The sequence below is a fragment of the Superficieibacter sp. 1612_C1 genome (assembly GCF_015234305.1).
Taxonomy (GTDB): Bacteria; Pseudomonadota; Gammaproteobacteria; order Enterobacterales; family Enterobacteriaceae; genus Superficieibacter.
Map to the genome: position 1 here is coordinate 492,481 of NZ_JADGMI010000004.1, position 20,505 is coordinate 512,985.

Genomic DNA, 20,505 nt, shown 5'->3' on the forward strand with positions numbered 1-20,505 from the left:
GAAATCAATCAGCGCAGCAGCGCCATCAACTCCATCGGCGAACGATGCTGCTTTAGCAAATCCCGCATCACCCGCATATACGGGGCGCTATAGGCGAAAAACTGGCGGTAGCCGCTACATAAAACGCCCTCGCTCGCTATCCGGCACCCCAGACAGAAACGTAACTGCGTACAGTTACGGCATGTCGCGGATAACGTTTCCTGCACCGCATCGTCATGCTGGCGCTCCCGCCAGACGTTAAGCGTATCCTCAAACAGCGGTATCGATACGCACCCGATATCCTCTCTCACCCAGATATCGAAGATCGCGCTTAAGAAATTCCCCCACGCCTCTCCCGTTACCGATTCTGCGCTGAGTTGCCCGTTTGCAGCCTGTTCCACCAGCGGATAAAAGTGAATGCGCGACAGGCGGCGTTCACGCAGATAGCGGTAGACCCGCTGCGGCTGTTGGCTAATGATGAGGTTAACCCGCATCTCTTCAGGCAGGCGGAGGTAAGGCTCAAAAACAGCATCGTCCATGACGTGACATCCTGTTACAGGTATTCCTGAATCAATAAGATGAGCTGACGTATATGAGTAATAGCAAACAACAATGCGAGCGACAGGACCGCGAGGGAGATCAAAAATTTATCACGTACCACGCGCGGCTGCGCGAAATCGCCGTGTTCAACGTCCATCAGGCTGCGGCTGCGGGTATAGTGCCAGATCAGCGCGGCGACCACGATCAGCACGGCAATCGAAACCCAGAATAGCGCCCCGGCTTCGTGCCAGTGATGCTTTACCGCCAGCGCCATCAGCGCGCTGTAGCCCAATAAGGTACGAAACCAGGCCAGAGAGGTGCGTTCTGGTTGCAGGCCGGGATCTGATTCGCGACGGGCTTTGCGGTTATCCGCCATACAGCACCAGCGCCATTACAATGACCACCACAAGCAGCAAAATGATGCTGATGACCAGTAAGGTGCGGGTATAGGGTAAATCCTCTTTTAGCCGCATCGCCTTCTCATTACGCAGCCAGCGCAGATAGCCATAAATCGACAGTCCCCCCGCGAACAGGCAAAGCAACAGGGCCAGCAGCTCGCGGATGGCGGGCGTGGCGAAATCCGGCGCAAGCTGATCCAGCCCGACACCCGCCGCCAGAAAGCCCAGCGCGGTGCGGATCCACGCCAGAAAAGTACGTTCGTTTGCCAGCGAGAAGCGGTAATCCGGCGCTTCTCCGAGGCGGGAAATTTTCATCACTACTTCATCCTTTTGATTCTATTCTGTGCAGACAGGATAAACGTAATAAGGGCGCAAGAGAATGTTCCACGCGTCACGGGAATTTTTCTTTTTAACGCATAATCACAGGGTATTTCATATTATTGTAGCCGGGTAAGCGCAGCGCTACCCGGCAGTTGAACAGCTACACGTTTTAAAAGAGGTTTGTCATCAACCTCTCTTTTAAAGGAAGCATCGCGGTTAAAACTTCTGCTTCTTCTCTTCCACTTTGACACCCTGCGTCGGCAGGCCGGTGTCGTAATCGCGCACCACCGGCGAATAGCCGTCTTCGGGACGCGGGCGGAAAGCCCCCATCCAGCGCGGCTGGGCGTCCTTGCGCCACGGACGCAGGCTCCATTGATAGGTGCGGAACGGATCGCGGATCTTATCCATATAATCCAGCAGCGCATCGTGCATCTGGTTGCGCACATCGGCGAGTGACGGTTCATCGATAAGGTTGCGTAGCTCGTCAGGGTCGTTGTGCCGATCGTACAGTTCATCGCTGGTAAACAGGTTGAGCACCAGTTTATAGCGATCGGTCACCCAGCAGCGTACCGGAATAAAACCGCCGAAGCTGTCGTGCTCAATCTCATAACGGTTGAACTCCACCATCACGCCGCGCGTTTCAGGCGCGTTAAGGATATTCTCACCCGGCAGAATCGCTGGCTTCTCGATGCCTGCCAGCGCCATCATCGTCGGCAGCAGATCGATATGGCTGACCGGGGTGTCCACCTGCGTCGGCTCGCCGTGCGGCGGACGCATAATTAGCGGAATGCGGGTGATATCGTCATACATCGCCGCGCCTTTACTGATGAGCTTGTGCGCGCCCATCATTTCGCCGTGATCGGAGGTATAAATGACCCAGGTATTGTCACGCTGCTCCGGCGTCAGGGCGTCGATTACCCGGCCAATCTGATCGTCGACAAAATCGTTGCAGGCAAAATACATCGGATGATGGTAGCGCCCGTCCGCTCCCACCGGCGAGGGCATCGCCTGCGCCCACAGGCGGTGGTGCTCAGGTTTGTTATGCAAATCGTCGTGCGCTTTTTCCCCGAGGTCGTAATAAAAGTCCTCGTACTTTTCCAGATACTCCACCGGGCAGGTGAAGGGGTGATGCGGCTCATCATAGGAGACTACCATCAGGAAGGGTTCATCATTGCGCGCAGGCTGTTGCAGAAAATCCACGGCACGATTGCTGATACGATGCGCCCAGGTGAATGTCTCATCGATATGATTAGCGTTTAAATCTTCAACGCTGTTCAATCCGTTGCGCCACAGGCCAATCTCCTCCTCGGTCAGATCCGCCAGGTAATTAGCCCCATCATACCAGTAATCCGCATCCCATTCCGGCGGGCAAACGCCGGTGCCGAAATAGTCGTGACCGTCCAGGTGCCATTTACCGATATAGCAGGTGTGGTAGCCCGCATCTTTAAAATAGCGCCCCATCGTCGAGATGTTTTTGCCGGGCGCAACGTTATTGGTCCACGGTCCTGACTGATTAGAATAGATGCCGGTAAACAGGCCCGCGCGGGCAGGCGTGCAAACCGGGGCGCAGGTATAAGCGGAATTAAAGCGAATACCCTCCCCCGCCAGCCGATCGATATGGTGAGTGTTGAGCGGCTTGCCGCTGTAGCAGCCCACCATATTGGTGGCCTGCGTGTCGGTCATGATGAACAAAAAATTGGGGCGACTCATGGTTTATCCTTAGCATCGGTAGCGTAAATGGCGGGCGCGCTATGGCGCTCACGCCAGGCGCTATAAATGAGGTAAATCACTACGGCGGCAACGATGGAGTAGCTGAGGATCGTCAACCACCGCGAGGCGTAGCCGCCAAACTGCGCCAGCGCGGAATAGACGCCAATCATCGCGAAAAGCACACCCACAGAGGCGATCTTCACGTTCTTCCACGGTTGCATATCCACGGCAAACGCATCGTGGAATTTAAACGGCGTGGCGCGCGGTTTGATTGCGCCGATAATCAGCATTAGCACCACGTTGATACAGAAGGTGCAGGCCAGCACATAGAGAAAATGAAAATCGAACTTCACCAGATAGTTGATGGTGATATAGCTGACGATGCCGAAAAACATCGCAGCTTTGGCAGCTATTGCCGGGATGCGCGGGAAGAAAAAGCCCATGATAACAATCGTTACCAACGGCACGTTGTAGATGCCGTTAAGCTGTTTCATCCACGAATACAGCCCCTGCGGCGCGTTGGCAATCCACGGCGCAACCAGCACTGAAATAATTGCCACAATAAAACCAAAGCGGCGACCCACGCTGACCAACTGTTCTGAGGAGGCGTTCTCGTTGATAATGCGGCGATAGATCCCGAGACTAAACAGCGTTGAAGCACTGTTTAGAAAACCGCAGAACGCGCTGATAATTGCGCCAAATAACACGGCGCTAAAGAAACCGATCAGCGGCAGCGGCATCACTTTGTTGACCAGCGCCGGATAAGCCATATCGGCTTTTGGCAGATCCTGGAACAGGTGGAAAGCAATGACCCCCGGCAGGACCAGAATCAGCGGATCGAGCATTTTCAGTACGGCGGTCAGCAGCGCGCCTTTTTGCCCTTCGGAGAGACTTTTCGAGGCCAGCGTGCGCTGAACAATGCCCTGGTTGGTGCACCAGTAAAAGGTGTTGACCAGGATCAGCCCGGTCAGCGCTGCACCAATCGGCACCGGATCGTGACTGCCACCAATGGAGTTGAGCATCTGGCTGTGATCGCTGGTCAGCCGCGCGAAACCGCGGGAAAGACTGCCGCCGCCCATCGCCAGCAGGCCGAAAAACGGCACCATCAGTCCGCCAATCACCAGACCGATGCCGTTAATGACATCGGCAATGGCGATAGCGCGCATACCACCGATCACCGCATACAGAATGCCGCAGATGCCGAGCACAATCACCATCGCCCAGATAGCGCTGTTCTGTGAAATGCCGAAGGCTTCACCTACGTGAAACATGCTGTTAAACGCCAGCGCCCCGGAGTAGAGGATGATCGGCAAAAAACAGATCCCGGTGGCGATCAAAAAGCAGCAGTCGATGATAATGCGGGTGGTTTTATCGTAACGCTCTTCGATAAAGTCGGGGATAGTGGCAATGCCGCGCTGCAAGTAGCGGGGAAGAAAAATGAGCGCCAGAAAAATGAGCGGAATGGCGGAGATGACTTCCCAGGCCATCACTGACATACCGCTACGGTACGCCTGTCCGGTCAGACCCACTAATTGTTCCGTGGAAAGGTTGGTCAGCATCAGGGAGGCGGCAATGACCGGCGCTTTAAGCGAGCGTCCTGCCAGAAAGTATCCCTGCTGCGAATCGGTGTCAGCTTTACGCAGCTTCCACCAAGTAATCACCGCTACCAGTAGAGTAAACGCGATAAAGCTCACAATTTGCTGAATGTTCATCTTATTGCCCTTATTTATGATTATGTCCGGCATGATGTACAGAGGAATAAAGTTCATGCCGGATCCAGGCTGTTCGATTTCTAAAAATACAAGCTGGGTTCCCTGAAACGAACGTTTTCTGCTAAATTTCACTTCAGGTTGTGGGCATAATTCGCTGACGGGAAATTAAAATGAATGGAAAAATTCAATTTTCGCATGTAAAAAACGAAACTACGTACAATATTCCGTTAGTTCTTGAAGAAAATGTGATCTCAAGCGGAATTTCGCTCATCTCGCTATGGCACACCCTTGCCGATGAGAGCTACCGTGTCATATGGCCTCGCGACAAGAAAAAGCCATTAATCGCGAATTCATGGGTAGCTGTTTACACCCTTCAGGGCTGCGGGAAAATCATTCTTACCGACAATTCCGAAATTATCCTTAATGGCAATTGCGTTATATTCTTAAAGCCAATGGATATAAAATCCTATCATTGCGATGGTTTAATTTGGGAACAATACTGGATGGAATTTGTCCCTACCAGCGTTATGGAGATCCCTTTATTACAGCAGGCTATTATTTATAACGGCGATGTATTTAAGAATGAACTTAATGAAGTTGCCAGACTGATTGCCAGCCGCAATCCGTTAAAAAATAATCTGGCCGTTGCCTTTCTTACCAAGATTATCTACCAGTGGATTTGCCTGATTTTTGAAAACGGCACCAAAGACCGTCAGCTTATCCAGATAGAAAAGCTGATTAGCCTGCTGCATTCTGATCTGCAAAAACAGTGGAGCGTGGCGGAGATGGCCCAGTGGATGCAGTGCAGCGAGCAGTATTTGCGCCGCCTCTTCTTGCGCTATACCGGGAAAACGCCCAAGGAGTATTATCTGGATGCGCGGCTGGATCTGGCGCTGTCGCTGCTTAAGCAGGAGGGGAATTCGGTGAGCAACGTGGCCGATATGCTGAACTTTTTTGACTCATTTCACTTCAGCAAAGCGTTTAAGCGGAAATTTGGCTATGCGCCGTCGGCGGTGCTGCGGCAGGGAAATAAAGCCGGGTAACGCAGCGCTACCCGGCAAAAGATTAGCGCAGTTCCGGCCAGTATTCCCGGTTGGCCTCAATCAAATCGTCCAGAATGGCTTTTGCCACCGACGCGCTCGGCACCGTTTTAGAGAGCGTGATCGCCTGCCACAGTTTCTGATAAGAGTGTGTTTCCCACGCATCCACCACCAGTTTTTCGACCATTACCTGCTGGCCCATCAGCCCCTTCTGGAAATGCGGAATATCGCCCACCGTCAGCGGCTCCGGCCCACTTTTACCCACCAGGCAGGGGATTTCGACCATTGCATCGGCGTCAAAGTTATGGATGGCCCCATTATTCGGCACAATCAATAGCATCCGCTCCTGCGTGTTGAAGGCGATCGCCGCGGCCAGATCCACGATGTAGGAGGCGTGCTCGTCGATCTCCAGTTCTCCGGCGGCGGAATTACCGGCGGCGGTAATGGCGCGACAGGCGTTGAAGACATGCTTCTCGCGATGATCCATCACCTCATTCGCGCGGGTGCGCTCCGGGTTCGAGTGCGCCACCACATAGTCTGGATAGAGGTAGTATTTCAGGTAGGTGTTAGGCAGCGTATCCGGGTCCAGCAGGCAAACATCTTTCATTTTTACAAATGTGTCGTTCCAGCTGGCTTCCGTCGGCGGCACGTCGGACAGCGGAACGTAGCCATGTTTTTCCGCATGGGCGCGCAGCATGGGCATCAGGTCGTTGCCGTCCAGATCTTCAATTGACGACCACCAGCCGAAATGGTTAAGGCCGTAATAGCGCGTGCGCATCTGCTTGCGGCTTTGCAGACCGGCAATCTGCGCGAAACGGCTTTCGATGCCAATCGGCATGTCGCAGATATTAAGGATTTTGGCATTCGGACGCAGGCGGTTCGTTGCTTCCGCCACAATCGCCGCCGGGTTGGAGTAGTTCAGCATCCACGCGTTCGGCGAATATTTTTCCATATAGTCCACCAGCTCCAGCACGCCGCCGATGGAGCGCATCCCGTAGGCAATCCCGCCCGGCCCGCAGGTTTCCTGGCCCAGCACGCCGTGGCGCAGCGGGATTTTTTCGTCCAACTCACGCATCGGGTATTTGCCGACGCGGATATGCGCCATCACAAAATCGACGTCGGTAAAGGCGGTTTCAGGATCGGTGGTATAGCTGAAGTCAATGTCCGGTGCCTGCTCCTGCATAATCACCTTGCAGGCTTCGGCCACAATCTCCTGGCGTGCGCCATCGTTGTCATAGAACTTCAGCGAACGCAGCGGCAAACGATCCTGGTTTGCCAGCAGCATTAATACAATACCGGGTGTAAAGGTGCTGCCGCCGCCGGCAATCACCACTGAGAATTTTTTCATGATACAGCCTCCGTCATGGATTGAGATGGTTTCGTTAAGGGGATTTTCATCAGGGATTCAAGCTGGTCGCGTACCTGTGGCACATGCAGCCCGACAATCACCTGTACCGCGTTGCCGCGCCGGACAACGCCGTGTGCGCCAAGCGCTTTGAAGATGTCGTCGCTTTCCATTTTCGTAATATCGACCACGGTAATACGCAGGCGGGTAGCGCAGTTATTGACGCTTTCAATGTTGCCCGCGCCGCCCAGCGCCTGAAGGAAGCCAGCTGCCTGCCCAAGTTTTGGGTCGGGTGTGGCCGAGGTGGTTTTTCCACGCGCTGCTTTATAATCGGCTTTGGTGTAGAGCTTCACTTCGCTATCTTCACGCCCCGGCGTTTTCAGGTTGAAGCGCAGGATCAGCCACCGGAAGACCACGAAATAAATGCCGGTAAAGATCAGACCAATGACGATTTGGGTGACGATCATTACCGTGTGGTTGTAGAACAGCGGCAACCAGACCTGCGGAATAAAGGTATCAATAAGGCCGCCGCCGAGGTTGGCCGACACGCCAGCAAGGTACATCGTGGTCGCCATCGTCGCCGCCAGTACCGCATGGAGGGCGAACAGCGGCGGGCAGATAAAGAGGAAGGTGAACTCCAGCGGCTCGGTGACGCCGACAAGAATGGCCGTTAACGTCGCGGGAATTAACAGGCCCGCAATTTTTTTACGGTTATCCGGGGCCGCCGTGTAATAGAACGCCAGCGCAATGCCCGGCGCGCCGAACACTTTTGAGTTACCGAACAGACCAAATCCACCTTCCGGGAAGAGGGTTTTGATCGACTCGGTGGTCTGGCTAAATTCATGCAGATGCTGCGCCCAGTAAACCCCAATGCCACCTTCAACCGCAGCCGGGCCGAACATAAAGGGACCATAGACAAAATGATGCAGGCCGGTGGGGATCAGAATACGTTCCAGGAAGGTATAGACCCATACGCCCAGCGCGCCGGAGGTGCGTAAAAAGTCCTGTAACGACTCAATTCCCACCTGGACTTTGGGCCAGCAGAACAACGTTAGCCAGGCGCAGGGGATCATCGCGAAGAATGCCACAATCACCACAAAGGATGTGCCCTGAAATATCCCGAGACACGTCGGCAGCGTTTTATCAAAAAAACGGTTATGTAATGCGGTAACAAAGCCGGAAATAACAATGGCACCGATAATACTGGTATCTAACGTTTTGATACCCGCCATCATGGTCAACCCGCTTCCGGCAACAGGATCAATACCAAAATCAACGCCAAAAAAGCCACCCCAGGTAGTTCCCATTGCGTTAATAAAATAATTCCAGGTCAGGAAACTCATCAAGACCGCGAGACAGGCTCGCGCCTGCGCGTTTTTTGCCAGCCCGATAGGTAAGCCAATCGCAAATACCAGCGGCATATTTTTGAAGACGGTCCAGCCGCCTTCTTCGATAATATGAATGATTTGTGCAAATAAGCAATCCGGGGATGTTAACGACTCGCCAACAAACATCGGATTTTGTAACAGAATAGCGATACCCACAACCATTCCAGAAAAAGGAAATAGCAGTACTGGCGTAAACATAGCGCCGCCAAAACGTTGTATTTGACTTAGCATTTTTTAATCCTTATATATTGTGCATACACCCTATATAATGCCGGAAGCAATAAAAACTCATCAGCACAATAAAACGAGAACGTTAAAGCACCGTCGTCAGAAAATTTTTATTTGTGATAAGGCTCAAATTTTTATTTTGCCCAACCTGTACATTTTTTTACTTTATTCTGGGCAGGTTGAGAAAGCCAAAAAATCATGTAAAAATTAAAACACTAAAAATCAATGCATTACAGCGTGTAATCAACCGTTCACTTAAAGGGAAAGAGGTCTACAGATGATCTACAAAGCCATCGCTAATACCTTACGTATTCGAATTGGCACAGCAGAATACGCCGTCGGAAGTGCGCTTCCAGGGGAGCACCGACTGGCAGAAGAGTTTGGCGTATCAAGGATGACCATTCGCAAGGCGATCGATCTTTTGGTTAGCTGGGGGTTAGTTTTCAGAAAAAACGGCAGCGGCACCTTTATCATGCATAAGAATGTTTATCCGGGAACCAAAAATTTGCCAGGATTCTTTAAGGCATTGAAAAATTTTCATGGAAAAATAACCAGTCAGGTACTTATTTTTCAAATCCAGTCGGCCTCTGACGCCGTCTCGGCCCAATTACAACTGAGTGATGATGAAAAAGTGTATTATTCAAGAAGGATTCGCTCGGTAAATAACACTCCGCTAATGATTGAAGATAGTTATATGCCAGTGCGACTCTTTCGCAGCCTGGCGATATCCCACCTGGAAGGCTCAAAGTTTAAATATATTGAAAAAGAGGCGAAGATTCAGATTGGCGGGAACTATGAGTGCCTGACGCCGATCCTGGCAGAAAATCCGATTGCCGGCCTGCTGGAGGTGAAAGAAAAGACGCCAATCTTATGCATCAGTTCCCTCACTTACAGTCGGCAAAATGAATTTATTAACTACTCGATAATGTATCGCAATACCAGCGAATATCGGGAAGATCACTACTTTTGAGACGGCTGGCAACCCACCCTCGCGGGTTGCCAGTGGGTCCCTTAGTGCAGCTCTGGCCAGTACTCCCGGTTGGCCTCGATCAAATCATCCAGAATGGCTTTCGCCACCGACGCGCTCGGCACCGTTTTAGAGAGCGTGATCGCCTGCCACAGTTTCTGATAAGAGTGTGATTCCCACGCATCGACAACCAGTTTTTCGACCATCACCTGCTGGCCCATCAATCCCTTCTGGAAATGCGGAATGTCGCCGACCGTCAGCGGCTCCGGCCCTTTTGTTCCCACCAGACAGGGGATTTCAACCATCGCATCGGCGTCAAAGTTATGGATAGCGCCATTATTCGGCACAATCAGCAGCATTCGCTCCTGCGTGTTGAAGGCGATCGCGGCGGCCAGATCCACGATGTAAGACGCATGTTCGTCGATCTCCAGCTCGCCTGCGCTGGAATGACCAGCTTCGATAATCGCACGGCAGGCGTTAAAGACCTGTTTTTCGCGGTGGTCCATCACCTCGTTAGCGCGAGTACGTTCCGGGTTGGAGTGCGCCACCACATAGTCTGGATAGAGGTAGTATTTCAGATAGGTATTCGGCATGGTATCCGGGTCCAGCGCCTGCACATCCTTCGCTTTGGCAAAGGTATCGTTCCAGCTGGCCTCGGTATGCGTATCGTTTGAGGGCGGCACATAACCGTGTCTGGCAACGTATTCACGCAGTTTCGGCATCAGATCGTTACCGTCCAGATCTTCAATCGACGTCCACCAGCCAAAATGGTTGAGACCATAGTAGCGGGTGCGCATTTGTTTACGATCCTGCAACCCGGCAATTTGCGCCATACGGCCTTCAATACCAATCGGCATATCGCAGATGTTGAGGATTTTGGCGTTCGGGCGCAGGCGACGGGTGGCCTCCGCGACGATGGCTGCCGGGTTGGAGTAGTTCAGCATCCATGCGTTCGGCGAATACTGCTCCATATAATCGACCAGTTCCAGCACGCCGCCGATAGAACGCATCCCGTAGGCAATCCCACCTGGTCCGCAGGTTTCCTGGCCCAGTACGCCGTGGCGCAGCGGAATTTTTTCGTCCTTCTCACGCATCGGGTATTTGCCGACACGAATATGCGCCATCACAAAATCGACGTCGGTAAAGGCGGTTTCAGGGTCGGTGGTGTAGCTGAAATCGATCTCAGGAGCCTGCTCCTTCATGATCACCTTGCAGGCTTCAGCCACAATCTCCTGGCGCGCACCGTCGTTGTCATAGAATTTCAGCGAGCGCAGCGGCAGGCGGTCCTGGTTTGCCAGCAACATCAATACAATACCGGGGGTAAAGGTGCTGCCGCCACCGGCGATAACCACTGAGAATTTTTTCATGATACAGCCTCTGTCAGGGTAGTTTTTTCGATTGTGAGAGAATTTTTCATCAGGGCTTCCAGCTGATCGCGGACCTGGGGAACGTGCAGCCCCACGATGACCTGAATGCCATTACCGCGACGCACCACCCCATGCGCACCGAGCGCCTTAAAGACGTCGTCGCTTTGGGTTTGCGTCATATCCACTAGTGCAATCCGCAGGCGGGTAGCGCAGTTATTAACGCTCTCGATATTGCCCGCGCCGCCAAGCGCCTGGAGGAATCCGGCGGCCTGCCCGAGCCGGGTATCCGCAGCGGCGGCGGTAGTTTGCCCACGCGCCGCCTTATAATCGGCTTTGGTGTAGAGTTTTACGTCGCTGTCTTCACGGCCCGGCGTTTTCAGGTTGAAACGCAGGATAATTGCGCGGAAAAGGACAAAATAGATGACCGAAAACAGCAAACCGATGGCGATATGGGTGAGTATCATCGCCGTATGATTATGAAATAAGGGGATCCATACCTGCGGGATCACGGTATCGATCAGTCCACCCTGTAAATTTGCTGAAACTCCGGCGATATACATGGTGGTCGACATCGTTGCCGCCAGCACCGCATGAAGGGCGAACAGCGGCGGACAAATAAACAGGAAAGTAAACTCCAGCGGTTCGGTGATCCCCACGAGCATGGCGGTTAACGCCGCAGGAATTAACAGACCCGCAACTTTCTTACGATTCGCGGGTGCAGCAGTGTAGTAAATCGCCAGGGCGATGCCGGGAGCCGCAAATACTTTCGAGTTGCCGAACATCGCGAATCCACCTTCAGGGAATAGCGTTTTCAGCGGTTGGGTTGACTGGCTAAACTCCAGAAGATGCTGCGCCCAGTACACCTGTATCCCGCCCTCGACAGCAGCAGGCCCATACATGAAAGGACCATAAACAAAGTGGTGCAATCCGGTGGGAATGAGAATACGCTCCAGAAAAATGTAGCACCACACACCGACTGCTCCAGCGTCGCGTAAAAACGCCTGTAAGGATTCAATGCCCATTTGTACTTTTGGCCAGCCCAGCAGCGTCAGCCAGGCACAGGGGATCATGGCAAGGAAAGCAACAATTACGACAAAGGAGCTGCCCTGAAATGTGCCCAGAAATACAGGTAAAGGCTTATCAAAAAAACGGTTATGTAATGCAGTAACGAATCCGGAAATAACAATGGCACCGATAATACTGGTATCCAGCGTTTTTATTCCCGCTATCATGGTAAGACCGCTTCCGGCCACGGGGTCGACACTAAAATCAACGCCGAAAAAACCGCCCCAGGTGGTCCCCATGGCATTGATAAAGTAATTCCAGGTTAAAAAACTGACCATCACCGCCAGGCACGCGCGGCCCTGAGCCTGTTTTGCCAGCCCGATAGGCAGGCCAATCGCAAATACCAGCGGCATATTTCTGAATACCGTCCAGCCGCCCTCCTCAATAATATGTACGATTTGTGCAAATAAGCTGTTTGGATCGGTTAAAGATTCGCCCACGAATAGCGGGTTCTGCAACATAAGGGTAATACCCACCACGATACCGGCAAACGGAAACAGCAGCACCGGGGTGAACATCGCACCGCCAAAGCGTTGTATTTGACTGAGCATTTTTTACATCCTCGTTAAAGAACATGTAGGGTATTTATTTTTTTCATTGCATCCTGCTGAGGTAACAATAAAAAGCGGCACGGTAAAACACATGAGAAGTTGAAATTATTTGTGATCAAACTCATGGTTTTAATTTCAACTAAGTTGTCTTATTTTTATGACAATGTTAGACATGTTCATGAATGCTCTAAAAAATCATAATTACTAACCTTTGCTTCACCTTGAAAAATCACGCCTTTTTGGGGTTCCGCAAAGGACATAAAGAGGTCCAGGGATGATCTACAAATCTATTGCTGATAAATTAAGGCTGCGGCTGAACTCGGAAAACTATAATGTCGGCAGCCCCTTACCCGGCGAGAAAAAGCTGGCGGAAGAGTATGGCGTTTCACGCATGACGATTCGTAAAGCCATTGATTTATTGATTCACTGGGGGCTGGTTGCGCGTAAACACGGCAGCGGCACCTATGTTATTCAGAAAGACGTTTATCAGGAAACGACTAACCTGACGGGATTGTGTGAGGTGATGGAGAGCCAGGGCCGAATCGTCTTCAGCAAAGTGCTGGAGTTTGTGGTAATGCCCGCTCCGCCTGCGATTGCCAGGCAGCTGCGTATCCAGACCGATGAGCGGATCTACTACTCGCGGCGTTTACGCTATGTCGATGATAAACCGATCATGCTGGAAGACAGTTATATGCCGGTGAAGCTGTTTCGCAACTTGTCGATCGCGCATCTGGAGGGGTCAAAGTTTCGTTATATTGAAAATGAGTGCGGAATAACAATAACCGGGAATTATGAGAGCCTGTCGCCCATTCTGGCGGACAGAAAAATGGCGCAGTTAATGCTGGTTGAAGAGAGTACGCCGCTATTACGTATAACGTCACTGTCCTATAGCGATAGCGGCGAATTTTTAAACTATTCCATTATGTTCCGTAACGCCAGCGAATATCAGGTGGATTACCATCTGCTTCGCGTGCATGCCTGACCGTTAACCCATTCCCCAGAATAATACCGCCAGCAATTGCGGCGTGATTATTCGCAGAAACATCACCAGCGGATAAACCGTGGCGTAGGATAACGCCGCCGCGCCGCTTGTGGCGTGGAGGTTGTTAGCAAAGGCCAGCGCCGGCGGATCGGTCATCGAGCCAGCCAGCATGCCGCAAATGGTCAGATAGTTCATCTTAGCGAATATACGCGCCAGCAAACCTGCGGTGATCAACGGAATGGCGGTAATAAAGATGCCATAGCCGACCCAGCTCAGGCCATCGCCCTGAACCAGCGTATGCACAAAATCGCCGCCGGATTTCAGCCCCACCACTGAGAGGAACAGCACGATCCCCAGCTCGCGCAGCGCCAGGTTGGCGCTCGGCGGCATGAACCAGTACAGCTTGCCGATGGTGCCGATGCGCCCCAGGATCAGCGCCATAATCAGCGGTCCCCCGGCGAGTCCCAGTTTTAAGGCCACCGGAAAGCCCGGAATAAAGAGCGGCACGGAGCCCAGCAGCACGCCCAGCCCGATGCCAATAAACACCGGCAGCATCTGCACCTGCTGGAGTTTTTGCTGCGCGTTGCCAAGCTCGGCGGCGACGGCGTCAATTGAAGCCTGGCGGCCAACCAGATTAAGAATGTCACCAAACTGCAACGCAGCGCTGCTGCTGGCAACCAGTTCCACTCCGGCGCGGTTCAGCCGTGAGATCACCACGTCATAACGCTGTTTAAAATCCAGATCGCGCAGTTTTTTGCCCAGCACTTTTTCGTTGGTCACCACCACGCGCTCCACGCAAAGGTCGGTGCCGTGGGTCGAGAGCGCGGTTTCAACCTCTCTGCCAATCACCAGTTGCGCCGCGCGTAAATCCGCCTGCTGCCCGACCAGATACAGCAGATCGCCGGACTGGATCAGCGTGCCGGGGGAAGGCACCATAAGCGTCTCGCCGCGTTTCAACCGCGAGCAGATGATTTTATCGCTGTTGAGTAGCGGAACGTCCTGGATCGCCAGGTTATGCAGGTTAGGGTTTTCGACGCACAGGTTAATGTTTTGCAGTTGCTGGTGTCCGCTACCCGCGCTGACGTCGAACTGCTCGGCTTCTTTATCCACCTTGATACGAAAGAACAGGCGAATCAGCCACATGGAAAGCAGAATGCCGCAAATACCAAATGGGTAGGCCATCGCATAGCTCATCCCCATCTGGTCAATCACATCGCCCGTTACCCCAAGATCGCGCAGCACCTGCTGCCCGGCCCCGAGCGCCGGGGTATTGGTGACCGCGCCGGAGAAGATGCCGAGCACCACCGGCAGTGGAATAGCAAACAGCTTGTGCAGGATGGCAGTGACCAGACCGCCCAGGATAACGATCAGAATGGCAAACAGGTTCAGCCGCAGACCCGATACCCGCAGCGAGGTGAAAAAGCCCGGCCCGACCTGAATACCGATGGTGTACACAAAGAGGATCAGGCCAAATTCCTGAATGAAATGCAGCATCGGGCTGCTCAGCGTGACGCCTGCCTGCTCGACAAAATGACCGACGATAATCCCGCCAAACAGCACGCCGCCGATCCCCAGTCCCACGCCACGGATTTTGATATTGCCGATCCACAGACCTACAATCGCCACCAGCGCCAGAAAGCTGATGGTCAATGCTATATCACTCATGTTTTTTCCCTGTGAATAACATTACGGGTAAGAGGGATTCTCTCAGAGATAGCGGGGGATGTATGGGTGGTAGCGCACAAAAAAGCCCCGTCGATGCGAGGCTTATAAATCAGGAAGCGATGGCTTGTTGGTAAGCCGTATGCAAGCCAGCGATTTTCGCGATATCCGTATCGTTCGAACACAGTTCAAGGCTGTTGCAGTGTGCGCTACAAAAGTGAAAAACATCAAAACGCCGTTTATCGACGTTGCGCTTTTCGTTGAGTTTTATCGCTATATCTTTGTCCAACCGGAAAAGATTTGCTGATAATTCAGAGATGTCGCGGGTGATTTCCAGTTCCGGGAATTCGTTAAGCGTCGTCTGCATGGCCTGGAAAGCGGCCTGATTTTGCCAGTTAATCCCCCTTAAAACTTCATAACGAACCAGCGGGGTAATAAAGATCACCGCATCGGGGTCGCTTAGCAAAGCTGAAAGTTTTTCGCTGGCAACGACTTTCATTTCCTCAGAGGTTGTACCGTTGGTGTCAAAGGCCGCAATCAAAAGGTTGGCATCCAGCAAAACTTTCCTTGTCATTTCTTGCTCTCCTGCTGTTTTAGTAACGCCAGCAAATGCTGTTTCGCCTTTTCCTGATCATTTACGCTGCTGTTCTCAAGCTTCATCTGATTGAGATCGACCTGAAAAACGTCTTTTAAAATATCAGCCAGCGCTGCTTTGTTTGGAGACTGAACAACGCGAGTTTTTACTATCCCGTCATTATCGCGATAGAGCGTGTACGCTTCCCCCTCTTTAAGTTGAGAGAGAACCACCGACGAGTGAGTGGTGATATAGAAAGTGGTATTAGGAAAGAGCTTCTTGAGCAGCGGAATGATAGTCGCCTGCCAGGTCAAATGGAGATGGCTTTCGATTTCATCAATTAACACAATTCCTTTTACGCTTTGAAGCTGAACTTCATTCGTAAAATAACCATATCCGGAGACAATAGCCTGTATCAGTTTCAGGATAGAGGTGAAACCGGAGCTAAGCTGGCTTAACTCGCGCTTTTGGCCTTCGATTTTCAGGCTTACGCGGTCATCGCCGCTGATTTCCAGGAATTCAGGATCGATGCGGTTGTCAATCTCATGCAACAGGCGAATAACCGTTTTGATCTCAATTTCACGGTTATCTTCTTTTTTCTGATAGGGATTTGAGGAACGGGCCAGAGTGACAAACCATTCTTCGATGCTAGTCTCCATATTCATGGAACCGAAGTCGGAACGCATTTTTTCAGCAACTGCGGATATATAACTCTTTCGACGCTGCGATAGTGCGCCTAGTGATAAGGCTGGCTTATGGCTATTACTTTTGATATCGCCCCTTTTTTGCGCTCCTAAAAATATAACCGGCTGTGAATGACCATTATCAGCGATATATTTATTAGGCGAGTGATTAATATAGTCATTTTTATTATTAATCCATACTGCATCGGTAAATTGTGTTGTTTTCTGAAACTTTTTAAATCTTAAATCATCACTTTTAAATAAAATAGTATCTTTGGTTAGCTCACAACTAAAAAACAAAACCTGAAATAGCGCTTCTAACGTTTTGGTTTTCCCAACGCCATTTGCGCCAATAAACGTATAGATATGCTGGTCCGGTACAAGATCCAGCTGGACTCGCCCTACCCCCGTAAGCCCTTCAAATTCCAGTTTTTCATCAAGCATAGCCGCCCCCAACTCCCCCGTGTTGTGTCCAGTGTATCCCGTCATAGCGTTGCGGGCAAAGAGACAAAAAAGGCTCCGCGATGGGAGCCTTTTCTTTTAGACGTGTACGGTATAAACGATTAACTATCCAGCGCCGGACGTTCGCTGATGGCGATGCGCTGCGGCGCGATGGCTTCCGGGACGTTGCGCACAATATCAATATGCAGCAGCCCGTTGATGAAGGTGGCACCCGCCACTTCCATATATTCCGCCAGCGTAAATGTCAGGCTGAAGGGTTGCATAACCAGCCCCTGATGCAGCCATTTTGGTTCGGATTCTGGTTTGACCGGAGCGCCTTTGACGGTCAGACGCGTGCCTTCAAGCTGAATATCCAGATCTTCCTGACGGAAACCGGCCAGCGCAAGGGTGATGCGATAGTGGTTATCGTCGCCTTTTTCGATGTTGTACGGCGGGAAGGCCTGGCCTTCAGTGGTGTTTTGCAGCGCGTTTGCCAGTTTATCGAAGCCGATCCACTGACGCAGTAAGGGGGATACATCGTAATTACGCATTGTCATTCTCCTTCAAAGAAGCGAGTTGATACCTGCGAATCCGTGGATTCGCCTATGCTCCCTGACGGCGAGCATGGTTTAGAGGGGCCGCCAGCGGCGACCCGGTGAAATTAGTTGATCTCGATACGGCGCGGTTTTTTCGCTTCCGGAACCACGCGTTCCAGCTCGACATACAGCAGGCCGTTAACCAGATTCGCGCCATTCACATGAATGTTTTCCGCGAGCTGGAATTTACGCTCGAAGTTACGCTCGGCGATGCCCTGGTAAAGATAGGTGCGCTCTTTCTGCTCGGTGGCGTGGGAGCCTTTGACGATCAGCAGGTTGTCCTGTGCGGTGATCTCCAGTTCGCTCTCCGCAAAACCGGCGACAGCAATGGCGATACGATAGTGGTCTTCATCCACCAGCTCGACGTTGTACGGAGGGTAGCCGCCATTACTCTGGCTCTGGTTGTTTTCCAGCAGGTTAAACAGGCGGTCAAAGCCGATAGCTGAACGGTACAGTGGAGAGAGATCGAAATTACGCATAATAAAAGCTCCTGAAATCAGCGAGAATTTTGGTACTGACCTTCCGTCATGGACAGGTCGCGGTTCCCGGAACACCCCGCAGGCGAGTCCCTCATTGGGTTACACCAGATAAATGGGTGCAAAGAAACTTCTTTCAAGAGTGGCTGTCTGATTTTTTGCACTTTCTGGTGTAGCGCATACACTGGAACCGAAGCACAAAAGGGTAAAGTGCGATTACCGCCACAGAGCAACGATTCCGGACTTTTCATTTTGAACCATGGACGTTATAACCCGGATAAGCCGTTTTTGCAGCGCCATAAAGATGATTAAAATATGATGAAAAAAGGTGTTTCCAGACTGGCATTGGTCAGTGGCGTAGTCTGCTTGTGCAGTTGTTCAAGCGTGATGTCTCACACCGGCGGAAAAGAAGGGGTTTATCCCGGCACCCGGGCCAGCAGCAATATGCTGGAAAGCAACACTAACTGGGGCACAAAATCGCTGGTATTGCTGGATATGCCTTTTACTGCGGTGGTCGATACCGTGCTGCTGCCATGGGATATGTTCCGTACCGACAGCTCGGTGAAATCCCGCGTTGAAAAAAGCGAGCAGGATTCGCAGGCAACCAACGCGGTGATCCCTCCCGCGCAGATGCCCTCCCCCTGATTCAGCGCCCGGTTTCAGTCATCCATAGCTGACGGAAGCCGTCTGTTTCCTCCATCCAGGCGATAAACGTACCGTCTGGCGAAAAGACAATGGCGTCGGCGGAAGGCGCGTTTCCATGATCGGTACTCAAAAACGTGATGTCGCCAGTGTGTGCATCGCAGCAGGCGATACGCCCCTCAAGCACAAATCCCAGCCATTGTCCTGACGGATGCCAGTTAAAGGCTGACTGAATATCGGTCGTATTATGCGTGAGCTGGTGCGGTTCGCCTCCCTCTGGCGACATCAGCCAGAGCTGAATAATGCCCTTGTCATCGCGCATCAAAAAAGCAATAGCCGTTCCCTGCGGATTAGCCCGCACCCAGTGACGCACCGCCGTTGCCAGTCCAGGATACCGGCGCTGATGGGTAAAAGTCAGACGACGCTGAACCACGCCAGCAGGCGGCGCAGGTAGCGTGTTTTCCGTCCCGGCCAGCGGCGCATCTCCGGCGTGTTGCCAGCCTGAGCGAGTCTGCGGCAGATCGACAATAAACAGCTCCGGGACTTTTTCGCTCGCCAGCGACAGCGTATCGCCGATAAATGCCAGCCGATGATCGCCCACCCAGCCCTCTTCGTAAGCCCGATTGATCTCATCGCTGCCCGGCTGTGGTACTGGCGTAGTCTGGCTCACCAGCACGCACCAGTGGCTACCGGCATATTCCCGTGGATGCTGGCCCTGAGGTGCAACCGGGCCATAAGGTGCCGCCACACCGACATTGCGCAGATCCAGCGCCGGATCGCGCTCGTGCAGCACGTGGTCGTTATAGGTAAAGCTGACGAACTGCCCGTTCGGGCTGAACACATGCACATGCGTACCGCCGCGCAGCGCGCCGGGCGTATAGGGTGCGGTAATATCCATCGCGTCGAGGTTCTCCGCAACGCCGTTTTCGACGACCACGCCGCGACGGTGATGAAAATCGTAATGCCACTGCGCATCCGGGTTTTCCGGGCCGTGGATAAAAACGTACTTTTCCGCCAGCGGACTGACGGTCACCACGCCCACATGCGCGCCCGACGTTGCACGGTAAATTACCTCAACCGCGCCGGTATGGACATTAACGCGCTCAATAGTTTCGCCAGTAAACGACGCGCCGGAGGGACGCACATCAAACGCCAGCCACTGACTGTCCGGCGTCCAGGTGTGGATATTGGTCAACTGGTGATGGCGAGGTGCGAAGGTGAGTTGTTTCATGGGCGAGATCCGGCTGCGTGAGAGGGCATCAGGGTAGCGCAAGGCGCAGCCGCCTGCCAGCGGGAGACGGTCTGCTAAGCTTATCTGTCATTGCGGTAAGAAAGGAAAAGACTAATGGAACCGATCGATTGCGCCATTCGGGACATCAAAGCGGGAAAAAACGTCAGGATAATTCGTCCGTCGAATATTTATCAGTGCGAGCTTCAGGATAATGTCTTCGTCGGACCTTTCGTCGAGATACAAAAAGGATGCGTGATTGGTCGCGACAGCCGTATCCAGTCGCACACCTTCATTTGCGAAAACGTCACCCTCGGCGAGCGCTGTTTTATCGGTCACAACGTCTCCTTTGCCAACGACCTGTTTAAAAGCGGTGCACCAGATCCTACGCCGGAAAACTGGATTAGCATAACGCTGGGCGATGATGTCACCGTGGGGAGCGGCGCGACTATCCTTGCACCGTCTATTTGTGCCGGGGCCGTCATCGGCGCGGGAAGTGTGGTGGTGAAAGCGATTACGGTAAAAGGGATTTATGCGGGCAATCCGGCGAGGTTAATTCGGACGTTGTAGGGGGCGCTCAGGAAGAACCCCGATACATCTTTCGCATCGG

Annotated in this window: 20 protein-coding genes and 1 other annotated feature; of the genes, 5 read left to right on the forward strand and 15 right to left on the reverse strand. The window is 52.5% G+C overall.

Annotation, left to right across the window (positions count from 1 at the left end; genetic code table 11):
- Nucleotides 1-8: 8 nt before the first annotated feature.
- From INT84_RS16400 to INT84_RS16420, 5 genes are all read right to left on the reverse strand, one after another.
- Nucleotides 9-518, reverse strand: coding sequence for a radical SAM protein (locus INT84_RS16400; protein ID WP_194207652.1), 510 nt, complete (start codon nt 516-518; stop codon nt 9-11).
- 14 nt (nt 519-532) lie between these two features.
- Nucleotides 533-895, reverse strand: coding sequence for a DUF202 domain-containing protein (locus INT84_RS16405; RefSeq protein WP_176918501.1), 363 nt, complete (start codon nt 893-895; stop codon nt 533-535).
- Nucleotides 885-1,232, reverse strand: coding sequence for a YidH family protein (locus INT84_RS16410; protein WP_194207725.1), 348 nt, complete (start codon nt 1,230-1,232; stop codon nt 885-887). The genes INT84_RS16405 and INT84_RS16410 overlap by 11 nt, the downstream gene beginning before the upstream one ends.
- A 222-nt stretch (nt 1,233-1,454) precedes the next feature.
- The gene (locus INT84_RS16415; RefSeq protein ID WP_194207653.1) at nt 1,455-2,948 is read right to left on the reverse strand and encodes a sulfatase-like hydrolase/transferase; all 1,494 of its coding nucleotides are present in this window, start codon (nt 2,946-2,948) and stop codon (nt 1,455-1,457) included.
- The gene (locus tag INT84_RS16420; RefSeq protein WP_194207654.1) at nt 2,945-4,660 is read right to left on the reverse strand and encodes a solute:sodium symporter family transporter; all 1,716 of its coding nucleotides are present in this window, start codon (nt 4,658-4,660) and stop codon (nt 2,945-2,947) included. The genes INT84_RS16415 and INT84_RS16420 overlap by 4 nt, the downstream gene beginning before the upstream one ends.
- 170 nt (nt 4,661-4,830) lie before the next feature.
- On the opposite strand from INT84_RS16420, the gene INT84_RS16425 reads away from it, so the two are divergent.
- Entirely contained in the window at nt 4,831-5,703 is an 873-nt protein-coding gene (locus INT84_RS16425) for an AraC family transcriptional regulator (RefSeq protein WP_194207655.1), read from the forward strand.
- Nucleotides 5,704-5,725: 22 nt separating this feature from the next.
- On the opposite strand, the gene INT84_RS16430 is transcribed toward INT84_RS16425, so the two are convergent.
- Together INT84_RS16430 and INT84_RS16435 are read right to left on the reverse strand one after the other, a co-directional pair.
- Complete coding sequence (locus tag INT84_RS16430) at nt 5,726-7,048, reverse strand: 6-phospho-alpha-glucosidase (protein WP_194207656.1); 1,323 nt, start codon at nt 7,046-7,048, stop codon at nt 5,726-5,728.
- Nucleotides 7,045-8,664: an alpha-glucoside-specific PTS transporter subunit IIBC gene (locus INT84_RS16435; RefSeq protein WP_194207657.1), complete on the reverse strand. Its 1,620-nt coding sequence runs from the start codon at nt 8,662-8,664 to the stop codon at nt 7,045-7,047. Before INT84_RS16435 ends, INT84_RS16430 begins: the two co-directional genes overlap by 4 nt.
- A gap of 274 nt (nt 8,665-8,938) precedes the next feature.
- Between INT84_RS16435 and INT84_RS16440 the strand changes: the two genes are divergently transcribed.
- Nucleotides 8,939-9,631 (forward strand): GntR family transcriptional regulator, encoded by a 693-nt coding sequence (locus INT84_RS16440; RefSeq protein ID WP_194207658.1) that lies wholly within the window; start codon nt 8,939-8,941, stop codon nt 9,629-9,631.
- Between the two features lie 41 nt (nt 9,632-9,672).
- Here the strand turns inward: INT84_RS16440 and INT84_RS16445 are convergent, their stop codons facing one another.
- Nucleotides 9,673-10,995, reverse strand: a complete 1,323-nt coding sequence (locus tag INT84_RS16445; RefSeq protein ID WP_194207659.1) for a 6-phospho-alpha-glucosidase — start codon at nt 10,993-10,995, stop codon at nt 9,673-9,675.
- Nucleotides 10,992-12,611: an alpha-glucoside-specific PTS transporter subunit IIBC gene (locus tag INT84_RS16450; protein ID WP_194207660.1), complete on the reverse strand. Its 1,620-nt coding sequence runs from the start codon at nt 12,609-12,611 to the stop codon at nt 10,992-10,994. Before INT84_RS16450 ends, INT84_RS16445 begins: the two co-directional genes overlap by 4 nt.
- A gap of 274 nt (nt 12,612-12,885) precedes the next feature.
- Here INT84_RS16450 and INT84_RS16455 point away from each other — a divergent pair, with 274 nt between their 5' ends.
- The gene (locus tag INT84_RS16455) at nt 12,886-13,593 is read left to right on the forward strand and encodes a GntR family transcriptional regulator (RefSeq protein WP_194207661.1); all 708 of its coding nucleotides are present in this window, start codon (nt 12,886-12,888) and stop codon (nt 13,591-13,593) included.
- 3 nt (nt 13,594-13,596) lie between these two features.
- On the opposite strand, the gene INT84_RS16460 is transcribed toward INT84_RS16455, so the two are convergent.
- The 5 genes from INT84_RS16460 to ibpA all read right to left on the reverse strand — a co-directional run bounded on the left by INT84_RS16460 (nt 13,597) and on the right by ibpA (nt 18,028).
- Complete coding sequence (locus tag INT84_RS16460) at nt 13,597-15,258, reverse strand: putative transporter (protein WP_194207662.1); 1,662 nt, start codon at nt 15,256-15,258, stop codon at nt 13,597-13,599.
- Between the two features lie 109 nt (nt 15,259-15,367).
- Nucleotides 15,368-15,829, reverse strand: a complete 462-nt coding sequence (locus tag INT84_RS16465; protein WP_194207663.1) for a PIN domain-containing protein — start codon at nt 15,827-15,829, stop codon at nt 15,368-15,370.
- Nucleotides 15,826-16,956, reverse strand: a complete 1,131-nt coding sequence (locus tag INT84_RS16470) for an AAA family ATPase (protein ID WP_194207664.1) — start codon at nt 16,954-16,956, stop codon at nt 15,826-15,828. The genes INT84_RS16465 and INT84_RS16470 overlap by 4 nt, the downstream gene beginning before the upstream one ends.
- A gap of 119 nt (nt 16,957-17,075) precedes the next feature.
- Nucleotides 17,076-17,504: a small heat shock chaperone IbpB gene (gene ibpB, locus INT84_RS16475; RefSeq protein WP_194207665.1), complete on the reverse strand. Its 429-nt coding sequence runs from the start codon at nt 17,502-17,504 to the stop codon at nt 17,076-17,078.
- 110 nt (nt 17,505-17,614) lie between these two features.
- Entirely contained in the window at nt 17,615-18,028 is a 414-nt protein-coding gene (gene ibpA, locus INT84_RS16480; RefSeq protein ID WP_176918515.1) for a small heat shock chaperone IbpA, read from the reverse strand.
- Nucleotides 18,022-18,099, reverse strand: a sequence feature (ROSE (Repression Of Heat Shock gene Expression) occurs in the 5'-region of heat shock genes and acts as an RNA thermometer to modulate expression.). It overlaps the preceding gene by 7 nt.
- 241 nt (nt 18,100-18,340) lie before the next feature.
- Here ibpA and INT84_RS16485 point away from each other — a divergent pair.
- On the forward strand, nt 18,341-18,670 hold the full coding sequence (locus tag INT84_RS16485) for a YceK/YidQ family lipoprotein (protein ID WP_194207666.1): 330 nt from the start codon (nt 18,341-18,343) through the stop codon (nt 18,668-18,670).
- Between the two features lies 1 nt (nt 18,671).
- On the opposite strand, the gene INT84_RS16490 is transcribed toward INT84_RS16485, so the two are convergent.
- Nucleotides 18,672-19,898, reverse strand: a complete 1,227-nt coding sequence (locus INT84_RS16490; RefSeq protein ID WP_194207667.1) for a DUF3748 domain-containing protein — start codon at nt 19,896-19,898, stop codon at nt 18,672-18,674.
- Nucleotides 19,899-20,012: 114 nt separating this feature from the next.
- On the opposite strand from INT84_RS16490, the gene INT84_RS16495 reads away from it, so the two are divergent.
- Entirely contained in the window at nt 20,013-20,465 is a 453-nt protein-coding gene (locus tag INT84_RS16495; protein ID WP_194207668.1) for an acyltransferase, read from the forward strand.
- Nucleotides 20,466-20,505: the final 40 nt, after the last annotated feature.

What these genes read in the sequence shown, in the direction of transcription:
- INT84_RS16440 (WP_194207658.1), top strand. Translation starts at nt 8,939, where the DNA reads ATGATCTACAAAGCCATCGCTAATACCTTACGTATTCGAATTGGCACA.
- INT84_RS16445 (WP_194207659.1), bottom strand. Translation starts at nt 10,995, where the DNA reads ATGAAAAAATTCTCAGTGGTTATCGCCGGTGGCGGCAGCACCTTTACC.
- INT84_RS16420 (WP_194207654.1), bottom strand. Translation starts at nt 4,660, where the DNA reads ATGAACATTCAGCAAATTGTGAGCTTTATCGCGTTTACTCTACTGGTA.
- INT84_RS16465 (WP_194207663.1), bottom strand. Translation starts at nt 15,829, where the DNA reads ATGACAAGGAAAGTTTTGCTGGATGCCAACCTTTTGATTGCGGCCTTT.
- ibpB (WP_194207665.1), bottom strand. Translation starts at nt 17,504, where the DNA reads ATGCGTAATTACGATGTATCCCCCTTACTGCGTCAGTGGATCGGCTTC.
- INT84_RS16410 (WP_194207725.1), bottom strand. Translation starts at nt 1,232, where the DNA reads ATGAAAATTTCCCGCCTCGGAGAAGCGCCGGATTACCGCTTCTCGCTG.
- INT84_RS16460 (WP_194207662.1), bottom strand. Translation starts at nt 15,258, where the DNA reads ATGAGTGATATAGCATTGACCATCAGCTTTCTGGCGCTGGTGGCGATT.
- INT84_RS16430 (WP_194207656.1), bottom strand. Translation starts at nt 7,048, where the DNA reads ATGAAAAAATTCTCAGTGGTGATTGCCGGCGGCGGCAGCACCTTTACA.
- INT84_RS16435 (WP_194207657.1), bottom strand. Translation starts at nt 8,664, where the DNA reads ATGCTAAGTCAAATACAACGTTTTGGCGGCGCTATGTTTACGCCAGTA.
- INT84_RS16415 (WP_194207653.1), bottom strand. Translation starts at nt 2,948, where the DNA reads ATGAGTCGCCCCAATTTTTTGTTCATCATGACCGACACGCAGGCCACC.
- INT84_RS16400 (WP_194207652.1), bottom strand. Translation starts at nt 518, where the DNA reads ATGGACGATGCTGTTTTTGAGCCTTACCTCCGCCTGCCTGAAGAGATG.
- INT84_RS16425 (WP_194207655.1), top strand. Translation starts at nt 4,831, where the DNA reads ATGAATGGAAAAATTCAATTTTCGCATGTAAAAAACGAAACTACGTAC.
- INT84_RS16485 (WP_194207666.1), top strand. Translation starts at nt 18,341, where the DNA reads ATGATGAAAAAAGGTGTTTCCAGACTGGCATTGGTCAGTGGCGTAGTC.
- INT84_RS16455 (WP_194207661.1), top strand. Translation starts at nt 12,886, where the DNA reads ATGATCTACAAATCTATTGCTGATAAATTAAGGCTGCGGCTGAACTCG.
- INT84_RS16450 (WP_194207660.1), bottom strand. Translation starts at nt 12,611, where the DNA reads ATGCTCAGTCAAATACAACGCTTTGGCGGTGCGATGTTCACCCCGGTG.
- INT84_RS16470 (WP_194207664.1), bottom strand. Translation starts at nt 16,956, where the DNA reads ATGCTTGATGAAAAACTGGAATTTGAAGGGCTTACGGGGGTAGGGCGA.
- INT84_RS16495 (WP_194207668.1), top strand. Translation starts at nt 20,013, where the DNA reads ATGGAACCGATCGATTGCGCCATTCGGGACATCAAAGCGGGAAAAAAC.
- INT84_RS16405 (WP_176918501.1), bottom strand. Translation starts at nt 895, where the DNA reads ATGGCGGATAACCGCAAAGCCCGTCGCGAATCAGATCCCGGCCTGCAA.
- INT84_RS16490 (WP_194207667.1), bottom strand. Translation starts at nt 19,898, where the DNA reads ATGAAACAACTCACCTTCGCACCTCGCCATCACCAGTTGACCAATATC.
- ibpA (WP_176918515.1), bottom strand. Translation starts at nt 18,028, where the DNA reads ATGCGTAATTTCGATCTCTCTCCACTGTACCGTTCAGCTATCGGCTTT.